The 23,717-nt window shown below is 72.8% G+C and carries 21 protein-coding genes; 7 read left to right on the top strand and 14 right to left on the bottom strand.

Annotated elements, in window-relative coordinates; translation table 11 throughout:
* Positions 1 to 15: 15 nt before the first annotated feature.
* Complete coding sequence (locus tag O1G21_RS32400; RefSeq protein WP_270148667.1) at positions 16 to 2,871, bottom strand: SpoIIE family protein phosphatase; 2,856 nt, start codon at positions 2,869 to 2,871, stop codon at positions 16 to 18.
* 170 nt (positions 2,872 to 3,041) lie between these two features.
* On the opposite strand from O1G21_RS32400, the gene O1G21_RS32395 reads away from it, so the two are divergent.
* A complete protein-coding gene (locus tag O1G21_RS32395) occupies positions 3,042 to 3,950 on the top strand; it encodes a cyclase family protein (protein WP_270148666.1) in 909 nt (302 codons plus the stop codon).
* A 97-nt stretch (positions 3,951 to 4,047) separates the two neighbouring features.
* Here O1G21_RS32395 and O1G21_RS32390 read toward each other — a convergent pair whose 3' ends face one another.
* Positions 4,048 to 4,689: a hypothetical protein gene (locus tag O1G21_RS32390; protein WP_270148665.1), complete on the bottom strand. Its 642-nt coding sequence runs from the start codon at positions 4,687 to 4,689 to the stop codon at positions 4,048 to 4,050.
* A 299-nt stretch (positions 4,690 to 4,988) separates the two neighbouring features.
* On the opposite strand from O1G21_RS32390, the gene O1G21_RS32385 reads away from it, so the two are divergent.
* Entirely contained in the window at positions 4,989 to 6,152 is a 1,164-nt protein-coding gene (locus O1G21_RS32385) for a PP2C family protein-serine/threonine phosphatase (RefSeq protein ID WP_270148664.1), read from the top strand.
* An 80-nt stretch (positions 6,153 to 6,232) separates the two neighbouring features.
* Here the strand turns inward: O1G21_RS32385 and O1G21_RS32380 are convergent, their stop codons facing one another.
* The 3 genes from O1G21_RS32380 to O1G21_RS32370 all read right to left on the bottom strand — a co-directional run bounded on the left by O1G21_RS32380 (position 6,233) and on the right by O1G21_RS32370 (position 7,543).
* Positions 6,233 to 6,508, bottom strand: a complete 276-nt coding sequence (locus O1G21_RS32380; protein WP_333493516.1) for a cytochrome P450 — start codon at positions 6,506 to 6,508, stop codon at positions 6,233 to 6,235.
* 82 nt (positions 6,509 to 6,590) lie between these two features.
* Positions 6,591 to 6,848, bottom strand: coding sequence for a hypothetical protein (locus tag O1G21_RS32375; RefSeq protein ID WP_270148663.1), 258 nt, complete (start codon positions 6,846 to 6,848; stop codon positions 6,591 to 6,593).
* Positions 6,845 to 7,543: a hypothetical protein gene (locus tag O1G21_RS32370; protein WP_270148662.1), complete on the bottom strand. Its 699-nt coding sequence runs from the start codon at positions 7,541 to 7,543 to the stop codon at positions 6,845 to 6,847. Before O1G21_RS32370 ends, O1G21_RS32375 begins: the two co-directional genes overlap by 4 nt.
* A gap of 40 nt (positions 7,544 to 7,583) precedes the next feature.
* Here O1G21_RS32370 and O1G21_RS32365 point away from each other — a divergent pair, with 40 nt between their 5' ends.
* Positions 7,584 to 10,394 (top strand): tetratricopeptide repeat protein, encoded by a 2,811-nt coding sequence (locus tag O1G21_RS32365; RefSeq protein WP_270148661.1) that lies wholly within the window; start codon positions 7,584 to 7,586, stop codon positions 10,392 to 10,394.
* 29 nt (positions 10,395 to 10,423) lie between these two features.
* On the opposite strand, the gene O1G21_RS32360 is transcribed toward O1G21_RS32365, so the two are convergent.
* The 8 genes from O1G21_RS32360 to O1G21_RS32325 form a co-directional block, all read right to left on the bottom strand.
* The gene (locus O1G21_RS32360; RefSeq protein WP_270148660.1) at positions 10,424 to 11,263 is read right to left on the bottom strand and encodes a helix-turn-helix domain-containing protein; all 840 of its coding nucleotides are present in this window, start codon (positions 11,261 to 11,263) and stop codon (positions 10,424 to 10,426) included.
* 67 nt (positions 11,264 to 11,330) lie between these two features.
* On the bottom strand, positions 11,331 to 12,098 hold the full coding sequence (locus tag O1G21_RS32355) for an SDR family NAD(P)-dependent oxidoreductase (RefSeq protein WP_270148659.1): 768 nt from the start codon (positions 12,096 to 12,098) through the stop codon (positions 11,331 to 11,333).
* Positions 12,095 to 13,201 carry a LacI family DNA-binding transcriptional regulator gene (locus tag O1G21_RS32350; protein WP_270148658.1) on the bottom strand — a complete coding sequence of 369 codons (1,107 nt, stop codon included), beginning with the start codon at positions 13,199 to 13,201 and terminating at the stop codon, positions 12,095 to 12,097. Before O1G21_RS32350 ends, O1G21_RS32355 begins: the two co-directional genes overlap by 4 nt.
* 56 nt (positions 13,202 to 13,257) lie before the next feature.
* Positions 13,258 to 14,970, bottom strand: coding sequence for a glycoside hydrolase family 36 protein (locus O1G21_RS32345; RefSeq protein ID WP_270148656.1), 1,713 nt, complete (start codon positions 14,968 to 14,970; stop codon positions 13,258 to 13,260).
* A 5-nt stretch (positions 14,971 to 14,975) separates the two neighbouring features.
* Positions 14,976 to 15,803 carry a carbohydrate ABC transporter permease gene (locus tag O1G21_RS32340; protein ID WP_270148655.1) on the bottom strand — a complete coding sequence of 276 codons (828 nt, stop codon included), beginning with the start codon at positions 15,801 to 15,803 and terminating at the stop codon, positions 14,976 to 14,978.
* Positions 15,800 to 16,747, bottom strand: a complete 948-nt coding sequence (locus O1G21_RS32335; RefSeq protein WP_270148653.1) for a carbohydrate ABC transporter permease — start codon at positions 16,745 to 16,747, stop codon at positions 15,800 to 15,802. Before O1G21_RS32335 ends, O1G21_RS32340 begins: the two co-directional genes overlap by 4 nt.
* Positions 16,744 to 18,087, bottom strand: coding sequence for an ABC transporter substrate-binding protein (locus O1G21_RS32330; protein WP_270148652.1), 1,344 nt, complete (start codon positions 18,085 to 18,087; stop codon positions 16,744 to 16,746). The genes O1G21_RS32335 and O1G21_RS32330 overlap by 4 nt, the downstream gene beginning before the upstream one ends.
* Before the next feature lie 222 nt (positions 18,088 to 18,309).
* Positions 18,310 to 18,903, bottom strand: coding sequence for an isochorismatase family protein (locus O1G21_RS32325; RefSeq protein ID WP_270148651.1), 594 nt, complete (start codon positions 18,901 to 18,903; stop codon positions 18,310 to 18,312).
* Positions 18,904 to 19,232: 329 nt separating this feature from the next.
* Between O1G21_RS32325 and O1G21_RS32320 the strand changes: the two genes are divergently transcribed.
* Positions 19,233 to 20,735, top strand: coding sequence for a S53 family peptidase (locus tag O1G21_RS32320; RefSeq protein ID WP_270148650.1), 1,503 nt, complete (start codon positions 19,233 to 19,235; stop codon positions 20,733 to 20,735).
* 541 nt (positions 20,736 to 21,276) lie between these two features.
* Here O1G21_RS32320 and O1G21_RS32315 read toward each other — a convergent pair.
* On the bottom strand, positions 21,277 to 22,038 hold the full coding sequence (locus O1G21_RS32315; protein WP_270148649.1) for a phytanoyl-CoA dioxygenase family protein: 762 nt from the start codon (positions 22,036 to 22,038) through the stop codon (positions 21,277 to 21,279).
* Between the two features lie 3 nt (positions 22,039 to 22,041).
* Between O1G21_RS32315 and O1G21_RS32310 the strand changes: the two genes are divergently transcribed.
* The 3 genes from O1G21_RS32310 to O1G21_RS32300 all read left to right on the top strand — a co-directional run bounded on the left by O1G21_RS32310 (position 22,042) and on the right by O1G21_RS32300 (position 23,674).
* Positions 22,042 to 22,233 carry a hypothetical protein gene (locus O1G21_RS32310; protein ID WP_270148648.1) on the top strand — a complete coding sequence of 64 codons (192 nt, stop codon included), beginning with the start codon at positions 22,042 to 22,044 and terminating at the stop codon, positions 22,231 to 22,233.
* Between the two features lie 133 nt (positions 22,234 to 22,366).
* Positions 22,367 to 23,290 carry a hypothetical protein gene (locus O1G21_RS32305; RefSeq protein ID WP_270148647.1) on the top strand — a complete coding sequence of 308 codons (924 nt, stop codon included), beginning with the start codon at positions 22,367 to 22,369 and terminating at the stop codon, positions 23,288 to 23,290.
* Between the two features lie 33 nt (positions 23,291 to 23,323).
* Positions 23,324 to 23,674: a hypothetical protein gene (locus tag O1G21_RS32300; RefSeq protein ID WP_270148646.1), complete on the top strand. Its 351-nt coding sequence runs from the start codon at positions 23,324 to 23,326 to the stop codon at positions 23,672 to 23,674.
* Positions 23,675 to 23,717: the final 43 nt, after the last annotated feature.

The raw sequence follows: 23,717 nt of genomic DNA, 5'->3' as shown, positions 1-23,717 counted from the left end.
ACGTCCGGGGGCGGGTCATCCGATTTCGGGAATGTCGGCGAACTGGTTCCCGAAGAAGTGGCTCTCGAAGAGGTCGGGAATGCCGTCGGACGCCTCCAGGGCGCATTCGGCCCAGATGACCTTTCCCCTGGCCGTGTAGCGGGTGCCCCAGGCCTGGGTGAGCTGGGCGACGAGGAACAGGCCGCGGCCGCCCTCGTCGGTGGTGGCCGCGTGGCGCAGGTGGGGGGCGGTGCTGCTGCCGTCGGAGACCTCGCAGATCAGGGCACGGTCGCGGATCAGACGGACCTGGATGGGCTCGGTGCCGTAGCGGATGGCGTTGGTGACCAGCTCGCTGAGCAGCAGTTCGGTGACGAAGGCGGCCTCGTCCAGTCCCCAGTCGCTCAGGCGGCGGGCGGCGGCGGCGCGGATGTCGCCGACACGGGCCGGGTCGGCCGGCAGGTCCCAGGTGGCGATCCGGCTGGGGTCGAGGGCGTGGGTGCGGGCGACGAGCAGCGTGACGTCGTCGGCCGGGTGCTCGGGTACCACGGCCTCCACGACCGTGCGACAGACGTCCTCGGGCGAGCGGTTCGGGTGGGCCAGGGCGGTGTGCAGGCGGTCGAGGGCCGCGTCGGGGTCGCGGCGGTCGTCTTCGAGGAGTCCGTCGGAGTAGAGGATCAGCTGACTGCCTTCGGGCAGGTGCAGCTCGGCCGTTTCGAACGGCAGGCCGCCCAGGCCGAGCGGGGGCCCGGCGGGGAGGTCGGGGACGGTGACCGTGCCGTCCGGGTGGATCACCGCGGGTGGCGGGTGTCCGGCGCGGGCCAGCGTGCAGCGCTGCGAGGTCGGGTCGTAGACGGCGTACAGGCAGGACGCGCCGATGATGCCGTCATTGCCGGTGGCGGGCTCCACGCCGTCCTCGTCCCGGTCCAGGCGCCCCACGAGGTTGTCCAGGTGGGTGAGGAGCTCGTCGGGGGCGAGGTCCAGTTCGGCGAAGTTGTGCACGGCGGTGCGCAGGCGGCCCATCGTGGCGGCGGCGTGCAGTCCGTGGCCGACGACGTCGCCGACGACCAGGGCGACCCGGGCACCGGAGAGGGGGATGACGTCGAACCAGTCCCCGCGCACCCCGGACTCGGCGGGCAGATAGCGGTGGGCGACCTCGATGGCGCTCTGCTCGGGCAGGCAGCGCGGGAGCAGGCTGTGCTGCAGGGCCAGGACCATGGCGTGTTCGCGGGTGTAGCGGCGGGCGTTGTCGATGCAGATGGCGGCGCGGGTGGCCAGCTCCTGGGCCAGCGAGCGGTCGTCGTCCCCGTAGGTGGCGGGGTTCCGGGCGCGGTAGAAGCCGGCGACGCCCAGCACGACCCCGCGGGCCAGCAGCGGGACGGCGATCAGGGAGTGGACGTCGTGCGCGAAGAGGCGCCCGGCCGCCTCGGGGTCCTGCGAGATCCAGCCGGCGGCGCTGCGCAGATCGGGTTCCAGCACCGCCTGCCCGCTGGCCAGGCAGCGGCGGTGGGGCGTGGTGGGGCTGAGGTCGACCCGTTCGCCGACCGGGTAGAAGGGGCAGTCGGCGCGGATGCCGTGGACCACCGTGCGGTGCAGCTCGCTGACGGGGTCGATGGGCTCCTCGCCGCGCAGGACGGTCTCGGGCAGGTCGATGGTGACGTAGTCGGCCAGCCGCGGGACGGCCATCTCGGCGAGTTCCCAGGCGGTCCGGGTCACGTCCAGGGTGGTGCCGATGCGGGTGCTGGCCTCGGACAGCAGCTCCAGGCGGCGGCGGGCCGCGACGGCGTACTGTCCCACGCCCGGCTCGCCCAGCAGCAGCAGCCTGGTGGCCGCGTCGGGCGCGGGAGCGGACGGCGCCTCGGCCCCGCGATCCGGTACGGCACCCTCGGGGGGCCGCAGCGGTGGGAGGACGGTGGTCATGGCGGGCGCCGGCAGGCCGACCGGCCGACCGGCCTGGTCCGGGGCGGCAGGCCGGGGCGGCGTGTCGCCGTGCAGGATCGCCTCGATGACGAAGCCCTCCACCCCGGACGGGCTGGTCACCGGGCGGCTCAGCAGGGTGACCAGCCGGCCCTGGGAAAGGGTCACCTCGACCGCGGCGCGGCGGGCCGAGGAGATCAGTTCGGTGGCCATCTGTTCGAGCAGTACCTGATCGCGCCGGTCCAGCCCGCTCCGGGGCAGCTCGTCCAGACCGACCGGGCACCCGTCCCCGGCCGCCTGGTCGGTCTGGGCGCGACGCCTGGAATCGAGGTACGCGCGCAGCAGGGTGCGCTCCCGCGCCGAGCTCTGCGCCAGCAGGCGCCGCTCGATGGCGGTGGCGGCCTTGCGGATCAGGTCCGTCATCTGCGGGTCCGCGTAGGCGGGCGGATAGCCGAAGCAGAGGACGCCCTCGATCCGTCCGCTGAGGGGGTCACGGACGGGAATCGCCGTACAGGCGTTCGACTGGCCGCGCTCGGCGAAGTGCTCGGCCCCGGAGACCTGGATGAGCCGCCGTTCCGTGAGCGCCAGCCCGATGCCGTTGGTCCCGCCGTACTGCTCGGCGAACACGAAGCCCGGGATGCTCTGGATCGCGGGCAGCTGCCCGGCCATGGACGCATCGCCGAAACGGCGCTGCAGCACCACCCCGTCCGCGTCGGTCAGGGCCACGTTCATCCGGCTGCCGGCGAACCTGGATGCCAGCCGGTCCAGCACGGGTCCGGCCGCGCGGACCAGTGGGCCGTCCAGATCGATGTCCGGCCGGTACGGCAGCTCGGCCCCCTCCGGGGAGATCCCCATCGACTGGCAGCGTTGCCAGGAGTTCAGGATCAGACTCCGCACGCCGCCCTCGACCGGTTCACCGAGCATGAACCGCTCACGGGCCCGCACGGGGCCGATCCCCGCCTCGTCCGAAGCTGTCATGGCCGCCACAGCGCTCACATTTCCACGGAGCTGCACCCTTCGATGCAATATTAGGGCTTTGCCCGCTTTGCGGTGTTCGCCGCCGGATCGCGCGCGCTCCCCCGGCACGGTGGCGGTCTTGCGACCGTCACCGCATCATCGGCAGAGCGGGGGCCGGGCTGAGGAGTGCCATGACCAGTGCCAACGGGCCGGCGATGACCCGCGACGAGTTCGACGCGCTCTTCCGGCGGCTGCGCCGCGACCGGCTCCCCGGGCCGGTCGAAGCGGGGCGACGGGTGGCGGCCGCCGGGCTCGTACGCACGGGTGAGGTCGTCGCCATGGGGCGGCCGTGGGACAGCGTGCCGGGGCCCGACAACCAGAGGCCGGCACTGCACCAGATGACCGAACTGGCGGACGTCACGGCCCCCGAGCCGACCGTGCACCGGGACTTCATCGCCTCCGACTACCACGGCAAGGCGCAGACGCACCTGGACGCGCTCTGCCACATCGCGTACGGCGGACTGCTCTTCGCGGGAGTTCGGGCGCGGGAGGTGTTCTCCTCGCAAGGTGCCGCCTACGGCGCCGTGACCGACCTGCTGCCCGGGCTGGTGGGGCGAGGAGTCCTGCTGGACGTGCCACGCCTGCGCGGCACGGCCTGGCTGGAGCCGGGAGAGGCGATCGGCGGCTCGGAGCTGCTGGTCTGCGCCGAGGAACAGGGCAGCCCGCTCCGCCCCCAGGACATCCTCCTGGTCCGCACGGGCCACCTCGCCCGACGGCGGCGGCTGGGCGCGTGGGACCCGGACGACCTCAGCGCGGGACTGCATCCCGGCGCGATGCGCGTGCTGAGCGAGTCACGGGCCTCGGCACTGGGCAGCGACGGCGACAGCGACGTGCGCCCGAGCCCCGTCGACGGCGTCCACTCGCCGGTCCACGTGCTGGCCATCACCGCCCTGGGCCTGCCGCTGATCGACAACCTGGACCTGGAGCCGCTGGCCGAGGCGTGCGCGCGCACCGCACGATGGGAGTTCCTCCTCGTCGCCGCGCCCCTGAACATCCCCTGCGGCACCGGCTCCCCGGTCAATCCGCTCGCGGTCCTCTGAGCGCTCGCCGTCTTCTCGCCGTCTTCTCGGCGGGGGCTCGGCGGGGCTCGGTGGGGCTCGGTGGGGCCGGGAGCCGACCGTGCTCCGGGCGGCGCCGTCACCACTCGTCGTAGTCGCCGATCACCCGGAAGCTGCCCACGGCGCCGTCGCCACCGAACAGACTCCCGTGGGCGGTACGGGTCACCACGCCGTTGGTGGCGCCGTAGGGACCCACGGTGGCGACCGGAGAACCGTTGTCGCAGGAGAAGCCGCGGTAGACCTCGACGACCTTCCGGCTGTCGTTGAAGATGCTGAAGCTACTGGAGCCCAGTCCGCTGGCAGCGGTGACGCATCCCTCGGCGTCGGCGGAGTACGTGCGTTCGTTGAAGTGGATCCGTCCCGCTTCCCCGTGGCCGCGACCGCCGTGATCGCGTCCGCCGTCATGGCGGTCGCGGCCCTCGTGCTTCTCCCCGTTTTCGCCGCCGCCCCTCTCGCCGCCACCCTTCTCGCCGCCACCCTTCTCGCCGCCGCCGTTCTCGCCGCCGCCCGAGACAGCCGTGGCCGGGGCGGCTTGCTGGACCGGTTGGGCCGCCGACTGGACGGACGGGGGCGCCGGGGCGACTTGTTCGACGAACCGGGCCGCCTGCTGGACGGACGGGGAGGTCGAGGAGGATCCCGCGAGGGCGTAGGTGATACCGGTGGTCGCAAGAGCCGCCGCGCCTATTCCGGCAGCGGCCACAGCCAATGTGCGCGTGCGCATGTCACCGTCTCTCTGTGTCAATGGACGTCGGCCGGGTGACCGACCCGCGACGAACGTAACGAGAGCCCTTATGGGCCGTCATTTCGGACATGTCCAAGGTGTGACACCATGAGTCCAGCCAAGTGAAAATGCGGCAGGCAGCGCATACCGGTGAGACATCCGCGCCTCGCCGGGCCTCTTCCAGTGGAGATCCGTTCTGCGCGGGCGGCGACACCGGCGCGGCTACGGTCGGTGGATCGGTTACCACGCATCGCCCGGACACATCTGCGCTCGCCGACCCGCAGGAGCACAGTGGGGACATGGAAGTCCGAGCACGCGCGGCCCGCCATCAGCAGCGCGGACAACGGAGCTGGGCGCTGCTGATGATCCCGCTCGCCCTCATCGCGGCGATCACCGTGGTCGATCTCCACTCCCCGACCAGCATCCACCTCGGCCCGCTCCTGGTGATCGCCCCTGCCCTCACCCCCTCGTTCGCCGGCCTGCGCCCGACCGCCCTCGTCGGAGCCCTGGCCATCGCCGCCCAGGTCCTCATCGCCTTCCTCCACGGCGGCATCACCACCAGCAACCACATCGCGCAGATCGTCGCGCTGGCCGTCCTGTGCGTCCTGATCGTCATGTTCACCGCCATCCGCGATCACCGGGCCAGACAGCTCGCCCGCGCCCAGTCGGTCGCCGAAGCCGCCCAGCGCGCCCTGCTGCGGCCGCTGCCCGAACAGATCGGGCCGCTTCGGATCGCCACGATGTACCTCGCCGCCGAAAAGGAGACACAGATCGGCGGCGACCTCTACACCGCCACCCGCACCGCGGGCGGAACCCGCATGGTCATCGGAGACGTCCGGGGCAAGGGCCTGGCGGCCGTCGGAGAGTCGGCCCTGCTGGTCAGCGCCTTCCGCCTCATCGCCGCACAACACGACAGCCTGGCGGACCTGGCGTCCACGCTCGACCACAACGTGGGGCGCTACCTCACCGACTTCGCCCAGGAGAGCGGCGACATCGTCGAGCACTTCATCACCGCGATCCTCCTCGACCTGCCCGACGACGAGCCCGTCGCCCGCATGACCAACTGCGGACACCCGCCGCCCCTCCTGCTGCGCGACGGCCGCGCGCTGCCCGTCGACTCCGTGCCGGCCGCTCCACCCCTCGGCGTGAACGACCTCGGCGACGGCAGCTACCCGAGCGACGACTTCCCGTTCGAAAGGGGCGACACCCTGCTGCTGTACACCGACGGGGTCACCGAGGCACGCGACGACACCGGCGAGTTCTACCCGCTCGCCGACCGCGCCGCCCACTGGACCAAGTGCTCCCCCGAGACACTCGTCAACCACATCCGCCGCGACCTCCTCGCCCACGTCGGCCACCGCCTCAACGACGACGCCGCCGTCATCGCCATCCGGCGCGCCGAACCGCCCGCCGCCCACGCCTCCGAACCCGCCGAGCCCGGTCGAATCCCGCCCCTCGATTGAGATCAAGCTCGGCCGCCGCGATCACCACGTCGATCGCGGAGCCATGCCGGCCCGCCGGGCTGCCGCCGGCAGCGCGCCCGCTATCGCCAACGGATGCGCAGGTCCTTCAACCCGTTCTGGAAGTTGGAGACGAGTCGCTTCGGCGGTGCTCCCGAAGCGAGCTCCAGGCCGGGCAGCTCGGCGACGACACGACGGATCAGGGTCGCCATCTGAACCCTGGCGATTCGCGCTCCTACGCAGAAGTGCGGGCCGAAGCCGAAGCTGACGTGATCGTTCGGCGCCCGGGCGATGTCGAGGCGGTCCGCGGCAGGAAAGACGGACTCGTCTCGATTGGCGGAAGCGTGGTAGACGACCACCTTGTCGCTTGGGACAACAGTAAGTTGAGGCTCATATTCCGGTGTCCGCTTGACTGCGTCGAAGGGCCCGGCAGCACCGGGGTCAGCGGTGGCGGAGGTCCACGAAGGCGCCCACCAGGCCGCCGAGCGCGACGGCGGGGATGACCGACGCGTCCCAGGGCTGACCTGCCGCTACTCCCGAGACCACCACCAGGGCGACGACGGCCGCGGTCGTCGCCCTGGCCGGGAGCGATTGCGGAAATAGCCGTAAGGGCTTGCCGTTTCGCCGTTCCCGGGCCAGTTTGATGACGAGCAGGAGTACTGCGACCGCGAGCAGTGGCGGCACCGTGTCGTGGGTCACGGCGCCAGGATGTCATGGATGGTGAAGAGTTGTTCGAGTTGGGTGGGGTCGTCCGTCCGGAACGTGGCTGCCTCGACGGCGAGTTGGAGCTCAGGACCGCGCAGCCAGGCGGCGAAGGAGCGGTACGGGGCGCTGTGTTCGTCCCAGAAGGCGTTCGAGGGTTTGAGCCCCCCGGCGAGGGCGAGCTCGTGCAGCCGCTCCACGGCCGTCGGGGTCGCCAGGCGGGCCCATTCTGCTAGCCGGCCGCCGGTGCCGTCCGGGTCGGCCGCGGCCAGGGCGCAGAGGACGGACTCGGCGTCCCACCACTCCTGCGCGTTGTGGAGGGCGTCCGGCCAGAGCGCGTCCAGGAGCCGGCGCAGGTACGGGGCCTCCGGCCAGTCGCACCAGCCGGCCTGGGCGAGCTTGATGCCGACCGCCTCCAGGTCCGGGACGGCGAGTTCGCCGGTCAGCACGAGCTGGAGGATGCGGGGGGCGAAGTAGCGGAAGTCGCCGGGCGAGCCCACGGTGTTCAGCGCCGAGGTGGCGTAGCGCATCAGCTCGTCCGGCCCGAGCCGCTCGCGCGGGCCGCGCAGGAGCAGCTCGACCTCGGCCGGCGCGTGGCAGCACGGGCAGGCGTCGATGCCGGTGGGGCGCGGGGCCGCTGCGAAGGCTGCGGGGAGCCCGTGGATGAGGTGCTGCAGTGCGGTGCCGTCCATAATGACGACATTCAACACGCCGGATGGTGGGGGCCAGCAGGTGCACGATCAGGTCGGGAACACCGTCGACAACAGCACCGTCCAGGGCGACGTCTACCAAGCGCAGCACCTGACCGTGCACCGGGCCGACCGGCCGGCGGTGCAGTGGCCGATGGTGATCGGGCGGATCCCGCCCCGGGCCACCGCCTTCCAGCCCCGGGAGGAGCTGCGGCAGGCCATCGACGCGGCCCGCGAACAGTGCGGCACGATCGTGCTCAGCCAGGTCCTGGCGGGCGGCGGAGGCGTCGGCAAGTCGCAGCTGGCGGCGCACTACGCGCGCGAAGCCGTCGACTCCGGCGTCGAGTTGGTGCTGTGGCTCGACGCCGCCGAGCCCGCCGCCGTCACCGACCGGTACGCCCGGGCCGCGGTGGCAGTCGGCGCGCCGGGAGTGACCGGGACGGCCGAGGAGGACGCCGAGCGCTTCCTCGCCTGGCTCGCCTCCACCGACCGCAGCTGGCTGATCGTCCTCGACAACGCCACCGAGCACACCGGGGAGGAGCTGTGGCCGGGAACGAGTCGGGGCGGACGCGGACGGGTCATCGCCACCACCCGTCACCGGGGTGCCGTGAGCAGCGGCGGCAACCGGATGCTGGTGGAGGTCAGCACCTACTCTCCGGCCGAATCCGCCGCCTACCTCCGTGAGCGGATGGAGCGGGCGGGGTGCGCCCACCTCCTCGACGAGCACGCCGCCGACCTCGCCGAAGCCCTCGGCCACCTGCCGCTCGCCCTCGCCCACGCCGCCGCCTACCTGATCAACACCCGGCGCAGCAGCGGGCGTTACCTCCAGCTCTTCCGGAACCGCAGCCGCACGCTCGACACCGTGCTGCCCGCCCGATCCGACGCCGACGGCTACCGGGGGCCGGTCACGGCGGCCCTGCTGCTCTCCCTGGACGCGGCCCAGCGGGAGGAGCCGGTCGGCCTGGCCCGGCCTGCACTGGAACTCGCCGCGCTGCTCGACCCGGGGGGCCATCCGCAGGCCCTGTGGGCCACCCGGTCGGCGCTGGACCACCTCGGCAGCACCCGCGGCACTCCGGTCGACGTGGACGAGGCACACGACGCCCTCGCCGTGCTGCACAACTACAACCTCATCACCCTCACCGAGTCCCCGCACCGGGAGGTGACCCTCCACGCCCTCACGGCGCGGGCCACCCTCGACGGCGTCCCCGCCGACCGACGACCACACCGGGAGGCCGCCGAAGCCCTGCTCGGCCTATGGCCCGGGGAAGACCACGACGACCGCGATCTCGCCGCGGTTCTGCGCACCAACACCGATGCTCTGGCCGACCACACGGGTGACCTGCTGTGGGGCGGATCCGGCGCCGGAGAACAGTTGCTTCACCGCAGTGGCCTGAGTCTCCTGGCCGCGGGCCTGTACCTGCCTGGCATCGCCTACTGGAGCCGGCTCGCGGCCACCAGTGAACGACTCGTCGGACCTCACGATCCCGGCACGTTCAACGCGCGCCACAACCTCGCCCACAGTTACCACCTCGCCGGGCGGACCGACGAGGCCATCGAGCTCCAGGAACGCCTACTGGCCGACCGCGAGCGCGTGCTCGACACCGACCATCCGGACACCATGAACGCCCGCAACAACCTCGCCGCCTCCTATTACGTCGCCGGGCGGATCGGCGAGGCCATCGAGCTCCAGGAACGTCTACTGGCCGACCGCGAGCGCGTGCTCGACACCGACCACCCGCACACCATGAACGCCCGCAACAACCTCGCCGCCTCCTATTACGTCGCCGGGCGGATCGGCGAGGCCATCGAGCTCCAGGAACGCGTCCTCGCCGACCGCGAGCGCATGGTCGGCACCGATCACCCCGACACCCTCACCACCCGGAACAACCTCGCCACCTACTACGCGAACGCAGGGCGGTTCCATGAGGCCATCGAGCTCGAAGAGCGCGTCCTCGCCGACCAGGAGCGCATGGTCGGCACCGATCACCCCGACACCCTCACCACCCGGAACAACCTCGCCACCTACTACGGGGAGGCCGGGCGGACCAGCGCAGCCATCGCCCTCCTGGAGGAAGTTCACAGAAGTCGCGAACGCATCCTCGGCGCCGATCACCCCGACACCCATTCCACCCTTTCCAACCTCGCCACTTCGTACCTCGATGCCGGGCGCTACGTGGAGGCCGTCGCACTCCTGGAGCAGGTCCACACCGGGCTCGAACGCATCGTCGGCGCCGATCACCCCAACACCCTCAACACCCGTGCCAACCTCGCCATCTCCTACCAGATCGCCGGGCGGACCGACGAAGCCGTCAACCTCCTTGAGCACCTCCTGAGCGACTTCGAGCGCGTTCTCGGCACCGACCACCCCCACACCCTCAACACCCGCGCCAACCTCGCCGGCTCCTACCAGATCGCCGGGCGGACCGACGAAGCCAGCAGCCTCCTTGAGCGCCTCCTCGCCGACCGCGAGCGCCTCCTCGGCACCGACCACCCCGACACCCTCAACACCCGCGCCAACCTCGCCACCGCCTACCAGAGCGCCGGGCGGACCGACGAAGCCGTGAGCCTCCAGGAGCGGGTCCTCGCCGACCGCGAGCGCCTCCTCGGCACCGACCACCCCAAGACCCTCAACACCCGCGCCAACCTCGGCGTGTCCTACTGGGAAGCCGGGCGCCGGAACGAGGGGTTGCAGCTGCTCCTCCAGGCGCTGGCCGCTCAGGAGCGGGTGCTGGGAACCACCCATCCCTCCACCGTGGGAACGCGACAGAACCTGCTCCACGCCATGCGAGGTCAGCCCCCTGGGGGGCCCGGAGCGCCCGGAACGCCTGGAACGGAGCTCCGGGGCCAGAACTGATGCGAGCGCACCGGTCAGGCCAGGTCTCCTCAGCGGCTGACGGCCCAGGACAGCAGCATCCGGAGGGCGTCGTCGGACGGGGTGTCGGGGTCGGCGGTGTAGGTGATGAGGGCCTGGTCGGGGTCGTCGGCGGGGCGGAGGGTGTCGTAGGCGAGGTCGAGGAGGCCGACGACGGGGTGGTGGAAGAGTTTGCGGCCGGAGGTCTTGTCGGCGACCGGGTGTTGGGCCCAGATGGTGTTGAAGTCCGGGCTGCCGAGGCAGAGTTGGCCGATGAGTTCGGCGAGGTGGGGGTCGTCGGGGCGGCGGCCGGCTTCCAGGTGGAGGAAGGCGACGTTCTCCCTGGCGCAGGTGGTCCAGTCGGCGAAGAGGTCGCGGGAGGCCGGGTCGAGGAAGGTGATGCGGGCGATGTTGCGGTGTTCGGGCGGGAGGGCGCCGTAGTCGCCGAAGACGGCGGCCGCGGCGCGGTTCCAGGCGAGGATGTCCATCCGGTGGCCCATCACCATCGCCGGGGTGTGGTCGAGTTGGTCGAGCAGCCGCAGCAGCGAGGGGCGGGGCTGCTGGCGGGTGGTGGCGCGGCGGCGGGTGCGGCCGGCCGGGCGGGCGAGGCGGTGGAGGTGGCCGGACTCGTCGGGGGCCAGCCGCAGGGCTCGGGCGACGGCGTCGAGGACGGCGTCGGAGGGGTTGCCGACGCGGCCCTGTTCGAGGCGGGTGTAGTAGTCGACGCTGACTCCGGCCAGGTGGGCGAGTTCCTCGCGGCGCAGGCCGGCGACCCGGCGTCGGCCGCCGTAGTCGGGGAGGTCGACGTCCTCGGGCTGGAGGCGGGCGCGGCGGGTGCGGAGGAATTCGCTGAGGGCGGTGGTCGGGTTCACGGGAACGATTCTGGCCTGCCGGGCGCCGCCGTGCCTGGTCCCGTCAGGACCAGGCACGGGCACGGCCTCAGCCGGCGAGCGAGGGGAAGGCCGGGACGAGGCCGCCGTCGATCACGATGTCCTGCCCGGTGATGTACGAGGACCGCTCGGAGAGCAGGAAGGCGACGGTCTCCGCGACGTCCTCGGCCCGCCCCAGCCGCCCGAGCGGGACCTGGGCGCGGAGCGGGTCGTGGTCGGCCGGGTCGGGGACGGCGGCGTGGAACATCTCGGTGACGATGTAGCCGGGGCTGACGGAGTTGACCCGGACGCCGCGCCCGGCCAGTTCGGCGCCGAGGGTGCGGGCGAGGCTGAGGACGCCCGCCTTGCTCGCCGCGTAGGCGGCCGCGCCGGGGAGGCCGCGGTGCGGGGTCCAGGAGGCGTTGAGGACGACGGAGCCGCCGCCCGCCGCGTCCAGCAGGGGCAGGGCGTGCTGAACCGTGAAGAAGACACCCTTGAGGTTGGTGTCGACGATCCGGGCGAAGTCGGCCTCGCCGACGTCCTGCACCGGCTGGAAGCCGGCGACTCCCGCGTTGGCGAAGACGCCGTCGAGCTTGCCGTACCGCTCACGGACGGTGGCGGTGAGGCGGGCGAGGTCGGCGGGCGCCGTGGCGTCGGCGCGGACGGCGAGCAGGCGGTCGCCGGCGTCGAGTTCCTCGGCGGCACGGGTGAGGCGGGTTTCGGAACGGCCGGTGATCACGACCCGGGCGCCGGTGGTGAGGAGGAGGCGGGCGGTGGCCAGGCCCATTCCGCTGGTGCCGCCGGTGATGAGGACGGTGGGGTGGGAGGTGGAGTTCATGGCACCCACCCTCGCGGCGGGCGCCGGGGCGCTACCAGGCCCGGCTGGACCCCGGGTCCGGAAGAACCACCCGGCGCCGGTGCGGATCCCGAACTCCCCCGTACCACCAGCTCGGTGGGCACCTCCAGCCCCTCCGGGGGCGCCTCGGCCCCGCGCACCTGGTCGAGCAGCCGCCCCACCAGCGCGGCGGCGATCGTCCCCAACGGCAGCCGCACCGAGGTGAGCGCCGGGTGCAGGTGGCGGCAGAGCGGCGTGTCGTGGAAGCCGGTGACCGCGACCCCGCCCGGCCCGACCGTCAGCCCTTCCGCCCGCACCGCCTCGTACGCGTCCAGCGCCAGCAGGTCGCTGCCCGCCGCGACGGCCGTCGGCCGCTCCGGCCCGCGCAGCAGCGCCCGGACGGCCGCCGGCCCCGGGCGGGGCGGCATGACCGCGGACAGGCCCAGTCGGCGCGCCTCGGCCAGGAAGCCCGCCCGGCGCGCGGCCATCCACGGCAGGTCCTCGGCGGCCCCGAGGTACCCGATCCGCCGGTGGCCGAGCGCCGCGAGGTGGCGCACCACGGCGGCCATCGCCGCGTCGTTGGCGATGTCCACCCAGTGCTGCGGCTGCGCGGGCCCGGTCCGGCCGAAGGCGACGAACGGGACGCCGAGCCGGGCGACGTGGTCGATCCGGGCGTCCTCGGCCAGCACGTCCGCCAGCACCAGCCCGTCCACCTGGCGGGCCGCCACCAGCTCGTCGATGGCGGCCGCCGGGTCCGCCGCTCCCCGGGGCGGGCGGAACAGCAGTACCCGCAGGCCCTGCTCCCCGGCCGCGTCGACCAGGGCCTCCAGGAAGCCGGCCATCAGCGGGTTGGGGTCGTGGGGGTCGTCCACCGGGACGAGGTAGCCGACGGTGCGCCGGGCGCCGCTGCGCAGCGAGCGGGCCGACTGGTCGGGCTGGTAGCCGAGTTCGCGGATCGTCGCGGTCACCCGCTCGAGCGTCGCCGGGCGGACCCGGTGCGGGGCGTTGAGCGCGTTGGACACGGTCTGCCGGGAGACCCCGGCCGCCCGGGCGACCTCCTCGATGGTGGTGGCGCCGCGGCGCGGCCGGGGTGCTCCTGCGGGCATGCGGTCCTCCAGGTGTGCGGGTCGGTCGGGCGAGCCGCGTCAGGCCCGCGCCGCGGTCAGGCGCGGGCCAGGGTCAGCAGCCCGCCGCGCGGCACGGGGATCGGTGCGGCCAGGCCGAGCTCGACCTCGCCCTCGCGGACGATACGCCCCCGGGCGTCCCGCACGGTCGCGACGGCCGTCCCGCTGCCGCCGGTCAGCCGGACGTCCGGGTCGGCGTCGGCGTTGGCGACCAGCAGGGTCCGCCAGTCGTCGCCGGAGGCGTCCACCGGCAGGGCCGCGTACCGGGCCACCACCACCGTCCCCGCGCCCACCGCCGTCACCAGCGGGTACCCGAGGTCCGGGCGGGACGGGCGCAGCTCGCCGAGTTGCAGGGTGTCCAGATGGGCGCGGAAGACGCCGAGCCAGAAGGCGATCGCCTCGCGCTGGGCCGGGCTCTGCGCGGCGAGGTCGACGGAGACCTGCGGCACCGAGAACAGCACGTTGATCAGGTGGCAGGCGATCTGCTCCGGCGGCTCGGCCCGGTGCCACATCAGCATGTCGGAGTGGACCGGGACGGGCCCCGCGGCGAGCCGCAGGTCGAGGGTCCGCTGCCGGTTGTCCTGCGGGCTGAGCGGGCAGTCGGTGGCGCGGACCATGGTGACGTACGGCCACAGGGCCGGGCTGACGTACGGCTGGCGGTGCTCGACCATCGCCTCCGGGTTGGCCGCGGTGATCCGTCGGTGGATGGCGGCGAGCAGGCGCTCCACGCCCTCGTCGACGCTCGCGCAGTCCGTCTCGGGGCCGGCGGCCGGAACCGGTCCGCGGGAGAACCAGTCGACGAAGTCGACCTTGAGCCCGTCCATGCCCCACTCCTCGACGGCGCGGGCGAGCCGGTCGGCGAGGAAGTCGCGGACCTCGGGATGGCGCGGGTCGGCCACGACCGCGCCCAGGTGGGCGGCGTCGGCGAGGGCGTGATGGCCGAGTTTCCCGAAGGCGGCGCTGTCCTTGCCGATGAACGGCAGCGCGTACCAGAGCAGGTAGCGCACGCCGAGCCGGTGCACCCGCTCGACGTGGGCGGCGGTGTCGGGCAGCGAGACCGGTTCCCAGTCGCCGCAGTGGGCGTAGCCGCGGGTGCGGTCGGCGGTCATCCAGCCGTCGTCCACGATGATCACGTCCAGGCCGAGCTCCTTGCCGAGCGCGGCCTGGGCCTCGACGCGCTGGGGGGTGACGTCCTGGTGCATCGAGTACCAGGTCGAGTAGGCGGGCCGGCGGGCGGCGTCGGGGATGTCGGCGGTGCGGCCGGCGCCCCACCAGGCGGCGAGGTCGGCCAGGCAGCGGGCGAAGTGCCGCCCGGAGGTGTCGATCCGTACGGTGAGGTCGCCGTCGGCCTGGGCCCAGAACCGGAACTCGCCGCTCTCCTCGACCACTCCGGCCCCGGCCAGCACGTCGGGGCGGTCGGCGGCGAAGGCGCACAGCGCGACGTCCCCGGTGCCGACCAGCGCGGCGATCGGGGCGCCGGCGGTGAGGCCGGTGCGGCGCGGCGCGCTCCAGGCGGCGGGCAGCCCGCCGGTGCCGCGCGGCTCGGGCGTCCAGAAGGCGGTGGCGTCCACGCAGGGCACCCGCCATTCGATCCGTACCGGACCCGCGTCGCGCGCGGTCACTTCGACCACGCCGTCGGCGACCGCCCGGGCGGCGGCCGCTCCGCTCGCCCTGAGGTCCAGCCCCTCGGCGGACAGCGGGCGCAGCGCCGAGGCTGCGGCGGGGGCGTGCGGTTCCCAGATGTCGGTCACGCTGCTCAGCCTTTCGTCGCACCGGCCAGTAGGCCGGAGATGAACTGCCGCTGGAGGACCAGGAAGAGGACCATCATGGGCAGGGTGGACAGCGCGGTGCCGGAGAGGATCGCGCCGTAGTCGGTGGTGGCCTGGTTGCCGTACAGGGTCGCGAGGGCGACCGGCAGGGTGTGCATGTCCGGGCTGCGCAGGGCGATCAGCGGCCAGACGAACTGGTTCCAGGAGCCCAGGAAGAGGAAGATCGAGAGCGCGGCGAGCACCGGTCGCACGACCGGGACGACGACGCTCCACAGCACCCGGAGCTCGCCCGCGCCGTCGACCCTCGCGGCGTCCAGGAGTTCGTCCGGCAGGCTGGTCAGCGACTGGCGCATCAGGAAGACGGCGAAGGGCACGCACAGCCCGGGCAGGATGATCGCCTGGTAGGAGTCGAGCAGGCCGAAGCTCGTCATCATCTTGAACAGCGGTACCAGCATGACCTGTTCGGGCACCACGAGGGTGGAGAGCAGCAGCGCGAACAGCAGGGTGCGGCCGCGGAAGCGGAACTTGGCGAAGGCGTACCCGGCCAGCAGGGCGATGACCAGCGCGCCGGCGGTCTGGATCCCGGCCACCAGCAGGGAGTTGCCGAGGACCCGGAGCAGGCCGACCTTCTGGTCGAGCCGGTGCAGGTTGTCGCCGAGGCCCCCGCCGGGCAGCAGGTGCGGCGGCCAGTCGAAGATCTCGGTGTCCTTGCGGGTGGTGGAGATCAGCAGCCAGTAGAAGGGGGCGACGGAGAAGCCGGTGAGGGCTGCCAGGAGGAAGGTCAGCGGCCAGCCGCGGAGCTTGTTCGGGATCATCGGTCCTTGTCCCCCACCAGGCGCATCTGGACCGCGCCGAGCACGGCCACCAGCAGGGTGAGCGCGTAGGCGATGGCGGAGGCGTAGCCGAAGTCGAAGTAGCGGAAGCCGTTCTGGTACAGGTACATGGAGACGGTCAGGGTGGCGTTGTCCGGGCCGCCGCCGGTCAGCACGTACGGCTCGTCGAAGAGCTGGAGCGTGCCGATGGTGGAGAGCACGACGGTGAACAGCAGCACCGGGCGCAGCGCGGGGACGGTGATCGCGGTGAAGCGGCGGACCGGACCGGCGCCGTCGACCATCGCGGCCTCGTACAGTTCCCTGGGAATGCCCTGCAGTCCGGCCAGGTAGATGACGGCGTTGTAGCCGGTGTAGTGCCAGGTCAGGACCAGGACGACGGACATCCGGGCCCAGAACGGCTCGCCCAGCCAGTCGACGGTGGGCAGGCCGGCGGCGTCCAGCAGCCAGTTGACGGCGCCGTCGTCGCGCTTGAGCAGGAAGGCGAACATCACGCCGGTGGCGACCAGGCCGGTGACGGCGGGCATGAAGACGCCCAGCCGCCAGACGGCCCGCCAGCGCACCAGGACGGAGTTGATGCCGACGGCCATCAGCAGGGCCAGGCCCAGCATCAGCGGGACCTGCACCACGAGGATCTCGCCGGTGTTGCGCAGGGCCGTCCAGAACAGCGGATCGTCCAGCAGGCGGCGGTAGTTGGCGAGTCCGGCGGCGCGGGTGGCGGTGCCGGAGCCGGTGCTGAAGGAGAGCAGCAGGGAGTCGACGACCGGGTAGGCCTTGAACACGCCGAAGGTGATCAGGGCGGGGGCGAGCAGCAGGTACGGCAGGGCGGTGCGGCGCAGGCGGGCCCGGCGGTGGGCCCGTACGGCCTCCTTGGCGGGTTTCCCGGTGAGAGCGGCGGACGGAGTGGCGGGCGGGGCGGTGGCGGTCATGCGACGGTGCGTCCGGTCTGCTGGGCGAGTTGCCTGGCGGCGTCCTGGAGGACGGTGGCGGGGTCGCCGCCCTTGAGGAAGACCTTGGTCTGGGCGTCGCTGGCGAGCTTGAGGGCGCGGGCGTAGTCGCCGGAGTAGTTGGTGGGGTCGCCGCCGTCGGTGGCCAGTTCGGCGAAGGTCTTCAGCGGGGACTGGCCACCGTAGTAGGCGCTGGGCGCGGCGTACATCGGGTCGGCGTAGGCCTCCAGGAGCGCGGGGAAGACGCCGCCGGCGTTGAACATGGCGTTCACCGAGGCGGGGCGGGTGAGCGCGTACTCGACGAACTTCCAGGCGGCGCGGCGGCGCGGGCTGGAGGCGGAGACCGTCAGGTGGGTGGAGTTCACCAGGGCGGTGCGCCTGCCGCCGGGGGTGACGGCGGGAGGCTTGGCGAGGCGCCAGTTGCCCCTCTGGTCGGCGAACTTGGCCTCCAGGTAGTGGGCGGCCCAGGCGGGCATCGGGGCGACGGCGAGCTTGCCTGCCTTCATCAGGGTGGCCCAGCCCTGGCTGCCGGGGGCGTCGGCGACCAGCCCGGCCTGGTCCAGGTGCTGGAGGGTGGTCAGGGCGCGGACGTCCGGCTCGGAGCCGAGGGTGATCCTGCCCTGGAGGTCGAAGTAGAAGGCGCCCTGGAGCTGCATCAGGGACTGCACGAAGTCCAGGTCGGGGTCGGGGTTGGCGGCCTTGTTGATGCCGATGAGGGAGATTCCGGGGTTGGCGGCCTTGAACCGGTCGGCGATCGCCGTCAGGTCGTCCCAGGTGGCGAGGGTGGTGGGGTCGATGCCGGCCCGGTCGAAGTAGTCCTTGCGGTAGAAGAAGCCGAGCGGGTTGACCTCCCAGGGCAGCGCGTAGGCGTGGCCGTCCTTGCCGGTGACGACCGGCCACAGGCCCTTGGCGAACTTGTCCTTGTGGGCGTCGGCGCCGAAGCCGGAGAGGTCGGCCAGGCCGCCGGGGAACTTCTCCAGGTAGCCGGGCAGGTAGTCGCAGCCTATGTGCAGCACGTCGCCGAGTCCCTGTCCGCCGGCCGCGAGACCGACGGTGATCTTGTCCCAGATGGCCGGGTTGCCGATGTCCTGGACGTCGACCTTGATGCCGGGGTTGTCCTTCTCGAAGGCCGGAACCACCGCGCGCAGGGCGGCGGCGGCCGTGGCCCAGGACCAGACGGTGACGGTGCCGGTGTCGGCGTCCCCGCCCTGGCCTCCGCCCGGGCCGGAGCCACCGCAGGCGGTGAGCGTGCCGCCGGCGGCCAGGGCGAGCAGGCCGGCTCCGGAGGCGCGGAGCAGGTCGCGACGGGAAAGGTGTGACATTGCATTCCTCCTGATGGGGTGGCGCCGGACGGAGACGGGGGCGAGGGGACGGTGCGCTCGAAGGTCAGCGAGGTCTTTCCCGGTTTGAACGTTCAAACCGACAAAACAAACCACAACCCAACAGGTTCACACGAGCGCAGCCAGCAAACGCCCGCCCTCCCGGCGCCGTCAACCCCTCGGCACCGGGAGAACGGGCTCCGAAACCGTTCCGTTATGTCCGGCTCAGGCGAGGACGACTGGGGTGCCCGTCAAGTCGACTCCTGCGCGGTGGAGTTCGGCGAGGGCGGCGTCGGTGGTGCCCGGGGCGACGCCCGCCGTGTAGTCCAGCAGGACGCGGGCGTCGAAGCCGGCCTTCACGGCGTCCAGAGCGGTGGCCTTGACGCAGTGGTCGGTGGCGATGCCGACCACGTCGACGGCGTCCACGCCGTGGTCGTGCAGCCAGTCGGCGAGTGGGGTGCCGTCGGCGGTGAAGCCCTCGAAGCCGCTCTTGGAGGCGGAGTGGGCGCCCTTGTAGAAGACCTCGTCCACCGCGCCGGCCTCGACGGCGGGCAGGAAGGCGGGGTGGAACTCGCCGCCATCGGTGCCGACCACGCAGTGGACGGGGAAGGACTCGCGGAAGTCCGGATGCCCGGAGAAGTGGCCGCCCGGGTCGACGTGGTGGTCACGGGTGGCGACCACCTTCGTCCAGCCGTCCCGCTGGGGGCCCTGGACCAGCTCGGCGATCGCCCGCGCCCGGTCGGCGCCGCCGCCGACCGGGACGCTGCCGCCCTCGCAGAAGTCCTTCTGTACATCCACCACGATCAGCGCACGCGTCATCGACTGGCCTTTCCTCAGCGGGGTTCCCACGGATTCGCCGCCCAGCTTGGCGCGTTGACGGGCCGTAGACGAAGCGATCGGGCGGCCGTTCACTCGAACGGGCCCGAGGGATCGACGGTCCGCTCGGTGCGCCGTTAACGCGCAGTTAAGAGATCGATCTGAATTTCAGACGAAGCATTGAGGGCGGGCCGCTCCCGCACCTACACTCGCCCGGCCGTGACCTTGTGTCCCGGAGCCCCCTCGCGTACCCGGTGTCGCACGATCCGGCCCGGGTACCGGCCGATGTCCCCCAACCCATCCTCGTGGAGGACCACTTGAAGGCTCCCAGCATGCGCCGAATACTCCTGGCAGGGGTGAGCGGCCTGGCCCTCGCCGCCTCCGGCGCGCTCGCCGGGCCGGCGACGATCGGCAGTGCCGTCGCCGCCGCCGGCTACCCGGCGGTGCACCCCGCGGTGGCCGACTACAGCCAGGTGTCGACCGGCACCACTCCCCCCACCCAGGCGCAGTGCGCGTCGGCTGGCCGGCGCTGCTTCAGCCCGCAGGGGATCCGGGCCGCCTACAACCTCGGTCCGCTGTACGCCAACGGCTTCGACGGCCGTGGCCAGACGATCGCGATCTTCGACTCGTACGGCAGCGACACCATGGCGCACGACCTGCACGTCTTCGACCAGGCCTTCGGCGTCAACGCGATGTGCGGCGAGGAGGGCGTGACCTGCCAGCCCGGCATGCCGACGTTCAGCGAGCTGCACGTCCAGGGCGCGCCGGGCACCACCGCGCCGCCGTCCACCAGCCAGGGCACCGGCCAGGAGGACAAGTCCGCCTGGGCGCTGGAGGTCGCGCTCGACGTCGAGACCGCACACGCGATGGCCCCCGGAGCCAACGTCCTGCTGGTCTCCACCCCCACCTCCGAGACGCTCGGCGTCCAGGGCCTGCCCGCCCTGATGGACGCCGAGCAGTACGTGATCGACAACCACCTGGCGAACGTCATCTCGCAGTCCTTCGCCTCCGCCGAGGGCGCGTTCGCCAGCCCCCAGTCGATCGAGCCCCTGCGGCACGCCTTCAAGTCGGCGGCCCTGAACGGCGTCACGGTGCTCGGCTCCTCCGGCGACAGCGGCTCGGCCGGCTCCGAGAAGACCCCGGTGAAGTCGGGCGGCACCACCCTCCCGTACCCGTCCGTGGAGTGGCCGGCCTCCGACCCACTGGTGACCGGCGTCGGCGGCACGTTCCTGTGCACCGACCCCGGCGCGACCGGCGGCCGGACCGTGGACAGCACCGACAACCCGGCCAAGTGCCAGGCCAACCCCGGTGCGGCCGAGGTCGGTTGGAGCGGCTCGGGCGGCGGGTTCAGCCAGGTCTTCGACAAGCCCGGCTACCAGTCGGCGCTGCCCGCCGGCTCCACCGCGATCGGCGCCAAGCGCGGCGTGCCGGACGTGGCCCTGCAGGCCTCCCCCGGCACCGGCGCGCTGGTCTACCTGTCGCTGCCGCCGGACGGCTCCTCCGGCCTCAAGTGCGGTGCCACGCCGTGCAGCACGGGCTGGTACGACATCGGCGGCACCTCGCTGTCCTGCCCGCAGTGGGCCGGCCTGGTCTCGATCGCGGACCAGATCAACGGCGGCGGCCTCGGCCAGATCAACCCGGCCCTGTACAAGCTGGCCGCCAACCCGGCCACCTACGCGGCCGACTTCAACGACGTGACGCTCGGCAACAACACCACCGACCCCACGGTGCCGGGCTACTCCGCCACCACCGGCTGGGACCCGATCACCGGCCTCGGCACGCCCAACGCGGCGAAGCTGCTGCCCGACCTGGTCGGCGCCGCCCACACGGGGTGACCCCGGACGCCTGCCGACTTCGCCCCGTCGAGCCGGTTCGGCTCGACGGGGCGAAGTCGTGCGGGCGGAGTTCTGCATCGACGGGGCACCCGCCGAGCCGGAGAGGCGGGGCGACGCACCCTCGTACCTCTGTGGTCCCGTACGGGCGGCGGTCATCCCGCGCGGTCATCGCGCCGTCTCCCTTCGCTGCGAGCCGACACGGGGGACGGCCCGACCGAGCCCGCGGGCGCTGACGCCGGTGATCCACACCGCGGCCGGCGGCCGCCACAGCGGCTCCACCCTGGTCACCGCCGGCACCGGTATCGAGACCAGGGAGAGCAGCAGCGGGGCCCACGGCGGCACCGAAGCGGACCAGCCGCCGAGGCCCGCGCCGCTCGGCGAGCGCGCGTCGCGAGACGTGCCCCAGCAGCCCGGCGAGCCCGGCCAGGTGGATCGGGCCGCCGACGGCGAGGGTGAGCCGGGACAGGACGAGCAGGGGTGCCGTCGCCCGCGCTGCCCGCGTCGCGTACGACGCCCGCGCCGCCGGGACGCCCGGGCCGGTCTAGTGGGGCCGTCCCAGGCCTTCGACGATCGCGCGGGCGACGGGGGACGGGTCCCAGCCGTCCACGGCGAAGCCGTCGGGGACCTCGACCCCCGGTTGGGCCATCATCCGGGGCGCGACGCCGCGGTGCGGCCAGGTCGCGGTGTGCACCATGAAGGGGTGGCACAGGTAGACGTCGCCGGCCCGGCCGGTGACGTGGACGGCCTGTCGGTGCAGGACCGAGGGTTGCAGGGCCTCGACGGCGGCGCAGCCGGACATCCCGGCCTCCCCTGCCCGGGCCAGCACCGGCGGGACGAACCGGTGCGAGCCCACCAGCAGCCGGGTCGGCGCGTCCTCGGGGCCGACGTCGGAGAACAGGAAGAACGCGGTCAGTCCGCGCCCGCGGGAGCGGAGGTTCGTCCAATGGTCCTCCCCGCCCCACCAGTTGCCCTCGATGTGGTAGCCGGTACCGGGCCAGTCCTCGGACGGGAACCGCACCGGGACCTCGCCGCCCACCGTCGGCCTCCTGGTCCACCGCCCGGCACCGATCAGCCGGTCGTGGGCCGTTGCGAGTTTCGGCGAGGCGGCGGCCACGGCGAACGGCTCGGTGTCCGGGCAGGGCAGTTGCACGAGCGGCGCCGTCCACGTTCCGGGGTCCTCGCGCAGCACGCCCCGCTCGGCGAGCGCGGCCCACAGGTCCGCCCGGCAGGCGGCCGCCGTGGCAGTGTCGAACGCCTGCCTCACGACGAGGTAGCCGTCGGTGACGAATCCGTTGACGTCCACTCGATGAGCGTGCCAGCTGCACCGGCGAGGGGAAACCTCGTTTTCGGCCGGACAGGTCCGGCGGCCCGGCGGTTCGGCGGTCAGACCCAGAGCTCGATCCGCGGGCTCACCTACGGCCGGGGGCAGTGGAGCGCCGTGGGTGACCAGGGCGTGATCCTCAGCTCCAGCGACGGCTTCTCCTGGCACCTGCGCTGACCCGTGCGGCGTTGAACCGCTGGGACGACATCCGGTCGGTGCCGCCGCGCGGCGAGGGTCCGACCCGGGACGGGACGTATAGAAACAACGCCCGAACCCACAAGTCGCCCCTCGTACAAGGAGACCAGGACCCATGCTGAGAATCACCGCGGACGTCTACTCCGGCCGGCCCAACCCCGTCGCGGACATCACCGATGAGGCAGAGGTGCGCGCGACCCTGAGCGAGCTGACCCGGGACCGGACCCTGTTCGTCGGTCCCCGGTCCTCCGAAGCGCAGACCGGTGGTCTGGGCCTGCGGGGCTTCTGGGTGGAGACCTTCGACGACGGGCTCGCGCGCGACTTCGACCTGGAGTCCCGCGTCTTCCTCCCGGCGGGCCCGCAGGCACCGGCCGGGCGCGCCGCGGAGGTCGCCGAGCGGTTGATCACCACCGCGGACTGGCATCGGGCCCCCGACACCTTCGCGGGGACCACGCCGCCGATCGGCACGTCGTCCTTCCGGGAGTTCCTGCTCGGACAACTGGCCAGCGGCGGCCGGGCGTCCGTGGCGGACCGGGTCGAGCCGGCGGGCGGTGAGCAGGCGGAGAGCCCCGCGGTCACGTGCCAGATCGAGCTGGGGGCGTTCAATCCCGGATTCTGGAACAACGACCCGAACGTCATGTCCAGCAACAACTGCTACAACTACGCCAGCAACTGGCGCACGAACACCTTCGCGCAGCCCGGTCGCGGCTGCGGCAACATGTACACGCAGATCACCTGCGACGAAGTGACCCGCGCGGCGCTCTGCGACGGCATGCACCACCGGTTCGACTGCTTCCCCGACACCGAGAAGCCGCGTTTCCTCGTCGCCCTGGTCGTCATCCCCGGCGGCGGCGACTACCACTGGTACCGGAAGCACGTGGAGGGCTTCTGGGGTCACAAGCCGGGTCCGACGGCGGCCCGCAACGTCGACAACAGCGGGAACGTGATCTTCAACCCGGAGACCGCCGACCGCGGGCCCTACACCATCTTCTGCGGCTACTTCTACGGCTGCGACAGCCAGCGGAAGCGGATCAACTGACGAGCGCCTCACGGACGGGAAGGACGGTGCCGGATGGACGTCGAGGTCGACCTCTACAGCGGGCGGCCCAACCCGCGCTTTCCCCTGCGGCCCGCCGCCGTCGACGAGTTGGGCCGTCGGATCGCGGCGCTGACACCGGCGACCGGAGGCGAGCGGCCGTACGACGGCCTCGGCTACCGAGGAATGCGGGTCCTGACCGGCCCGGCCGAGACCGTCGCCGAGCTCGTCGTCTCCGGCGAGCTGGTGACCCTCCGCACCCCGGACGGATCGCTGCGCCACCTGCGGGACCCTGGCCGGGCGCTGGAACGCTGGCTCCTCGACCAGGGCGCGGAAGACCTGGCCCCCGAGGTCACCGCGACGGTCCGCCAGGAGCTCGCACGCTGAGCCGAGCGCGAGAAGTCGGCCCGGCCGACCTCTCACGCAACCT

The organism is Kitasatospora cathayae, from assembly GCF_027627435.1.
Lineage (GTDB): Bacteria > Actinomycetota > Actinomycetes > Streptomycetales > Streptomycetaceae > Kitasatospora > Kitasatospora cathayae.
This window is presented reverse-complemented; position numbering and strand designations above follow the sequence as displayed.

Coding starts and splice junctions, on each gene's coding strand:
- O1G21_RS32335 (WP_270148653.1), bottom strand. CDS start 16,747: ATGACCGCCACCGCCCCGCCCGCCACTCCGTCCGCCGCTCTCACCGGG.
- O1G21_RS32400 (WP_270148667.1), bottom strand. CDS start 2,871: ATGACAGCTTCGGACGAGGCGGGGATCGGCCCCGTGCGGGCCCGTGAG.
- O1G21_RS32325 (WP_270148651.1), bottom strand. CDS start 18,903: ATGACGCGTGCGCTGATCGTGGTGGATGTACAGAAGGACTTCTGCGAG.
- O1G21_RS32390 (WP_270148665.1), bottom strand. CDS start 4,689: ATGCGCACGCGCACATTGGCTGTGGCCGCTGCCGGAATAGGCGCGGCG.
- O1G21_RS32310 (WP_270148648.1), top strand. CDS start 22,042: ATGAGCGTGCCAGCTGCACCGGCGAGGGGAAACCTCGTTTTCGGCCGG.
- O1G21_RS32395 (WP_270148666.1), top strand. CDS start 3,042: ATGACCAGTGCCAACGGGCCGGCGATGACCCGCGACGAGTTCGACGCG.
- O1G21_RS32340 (WP_270148655.1), bottom strand. CDS start 15,803: ATGATCCCGAACAAGCTCCGCGGCTGGCCGCTGACCTTCCTCCTGGCA.
- O1G21_RS32320 (WP_270148650.1), top strand. CDS start 19,233: ATGCGCCGAATACTCCTGGCAGGGGTGAGCGGCCTGGCCCTCGCCGCC.
- O1G21_RS32330 (WP_270148652.1), bottom strand. CDS start 18,087: ATGTCACACCTTTCCCGTCGCGACCTGCTCCGCGCCTCCGGAGCCGGC.
- O1G21_RS32370 (WP_270148662.1), bottom strand. CDS start 7,543: ATGGACGGCACCGCACTGCAGCACCTCATCCACGGGCTCCCCGCAGCC.
- O1G21_RS32350 (WP_270148658.1), bottom strand. CDS start 13,201: ATGCCCGCAGGAGCACCCCGGCCGCGCCGCGGCGCCACCACCATCGAG.
- O1G21_RS32300 (WP_270148646.1), top strand. CDS start 23,324: ATGGACGTCGAGGTCGACCTCTACAGCGGGCGGCCCAACCCGCGCTTT.
- O1G21_RS32305 (WP_270148647.1), top strand. CDS start 22,367: ATGCTGAGAATCACCGCGGACGTCTACTCCGGCCGGCCCAACCCCGTC.
- O1G21_RS32355 (WP_270148659.1), bottom strand. CDS start 12,098: ATGAACTCCACCTCCCACCCCACCGTCCTCATCACCGGCGGCACCAGC.
- O1G21_RS32385 (WP_270148664.1), top strand. CDS start 4,989: ATGGAAGTCCGAGCACGCGCGGCCCGCCATCAGCAGCGCGGACAACGG.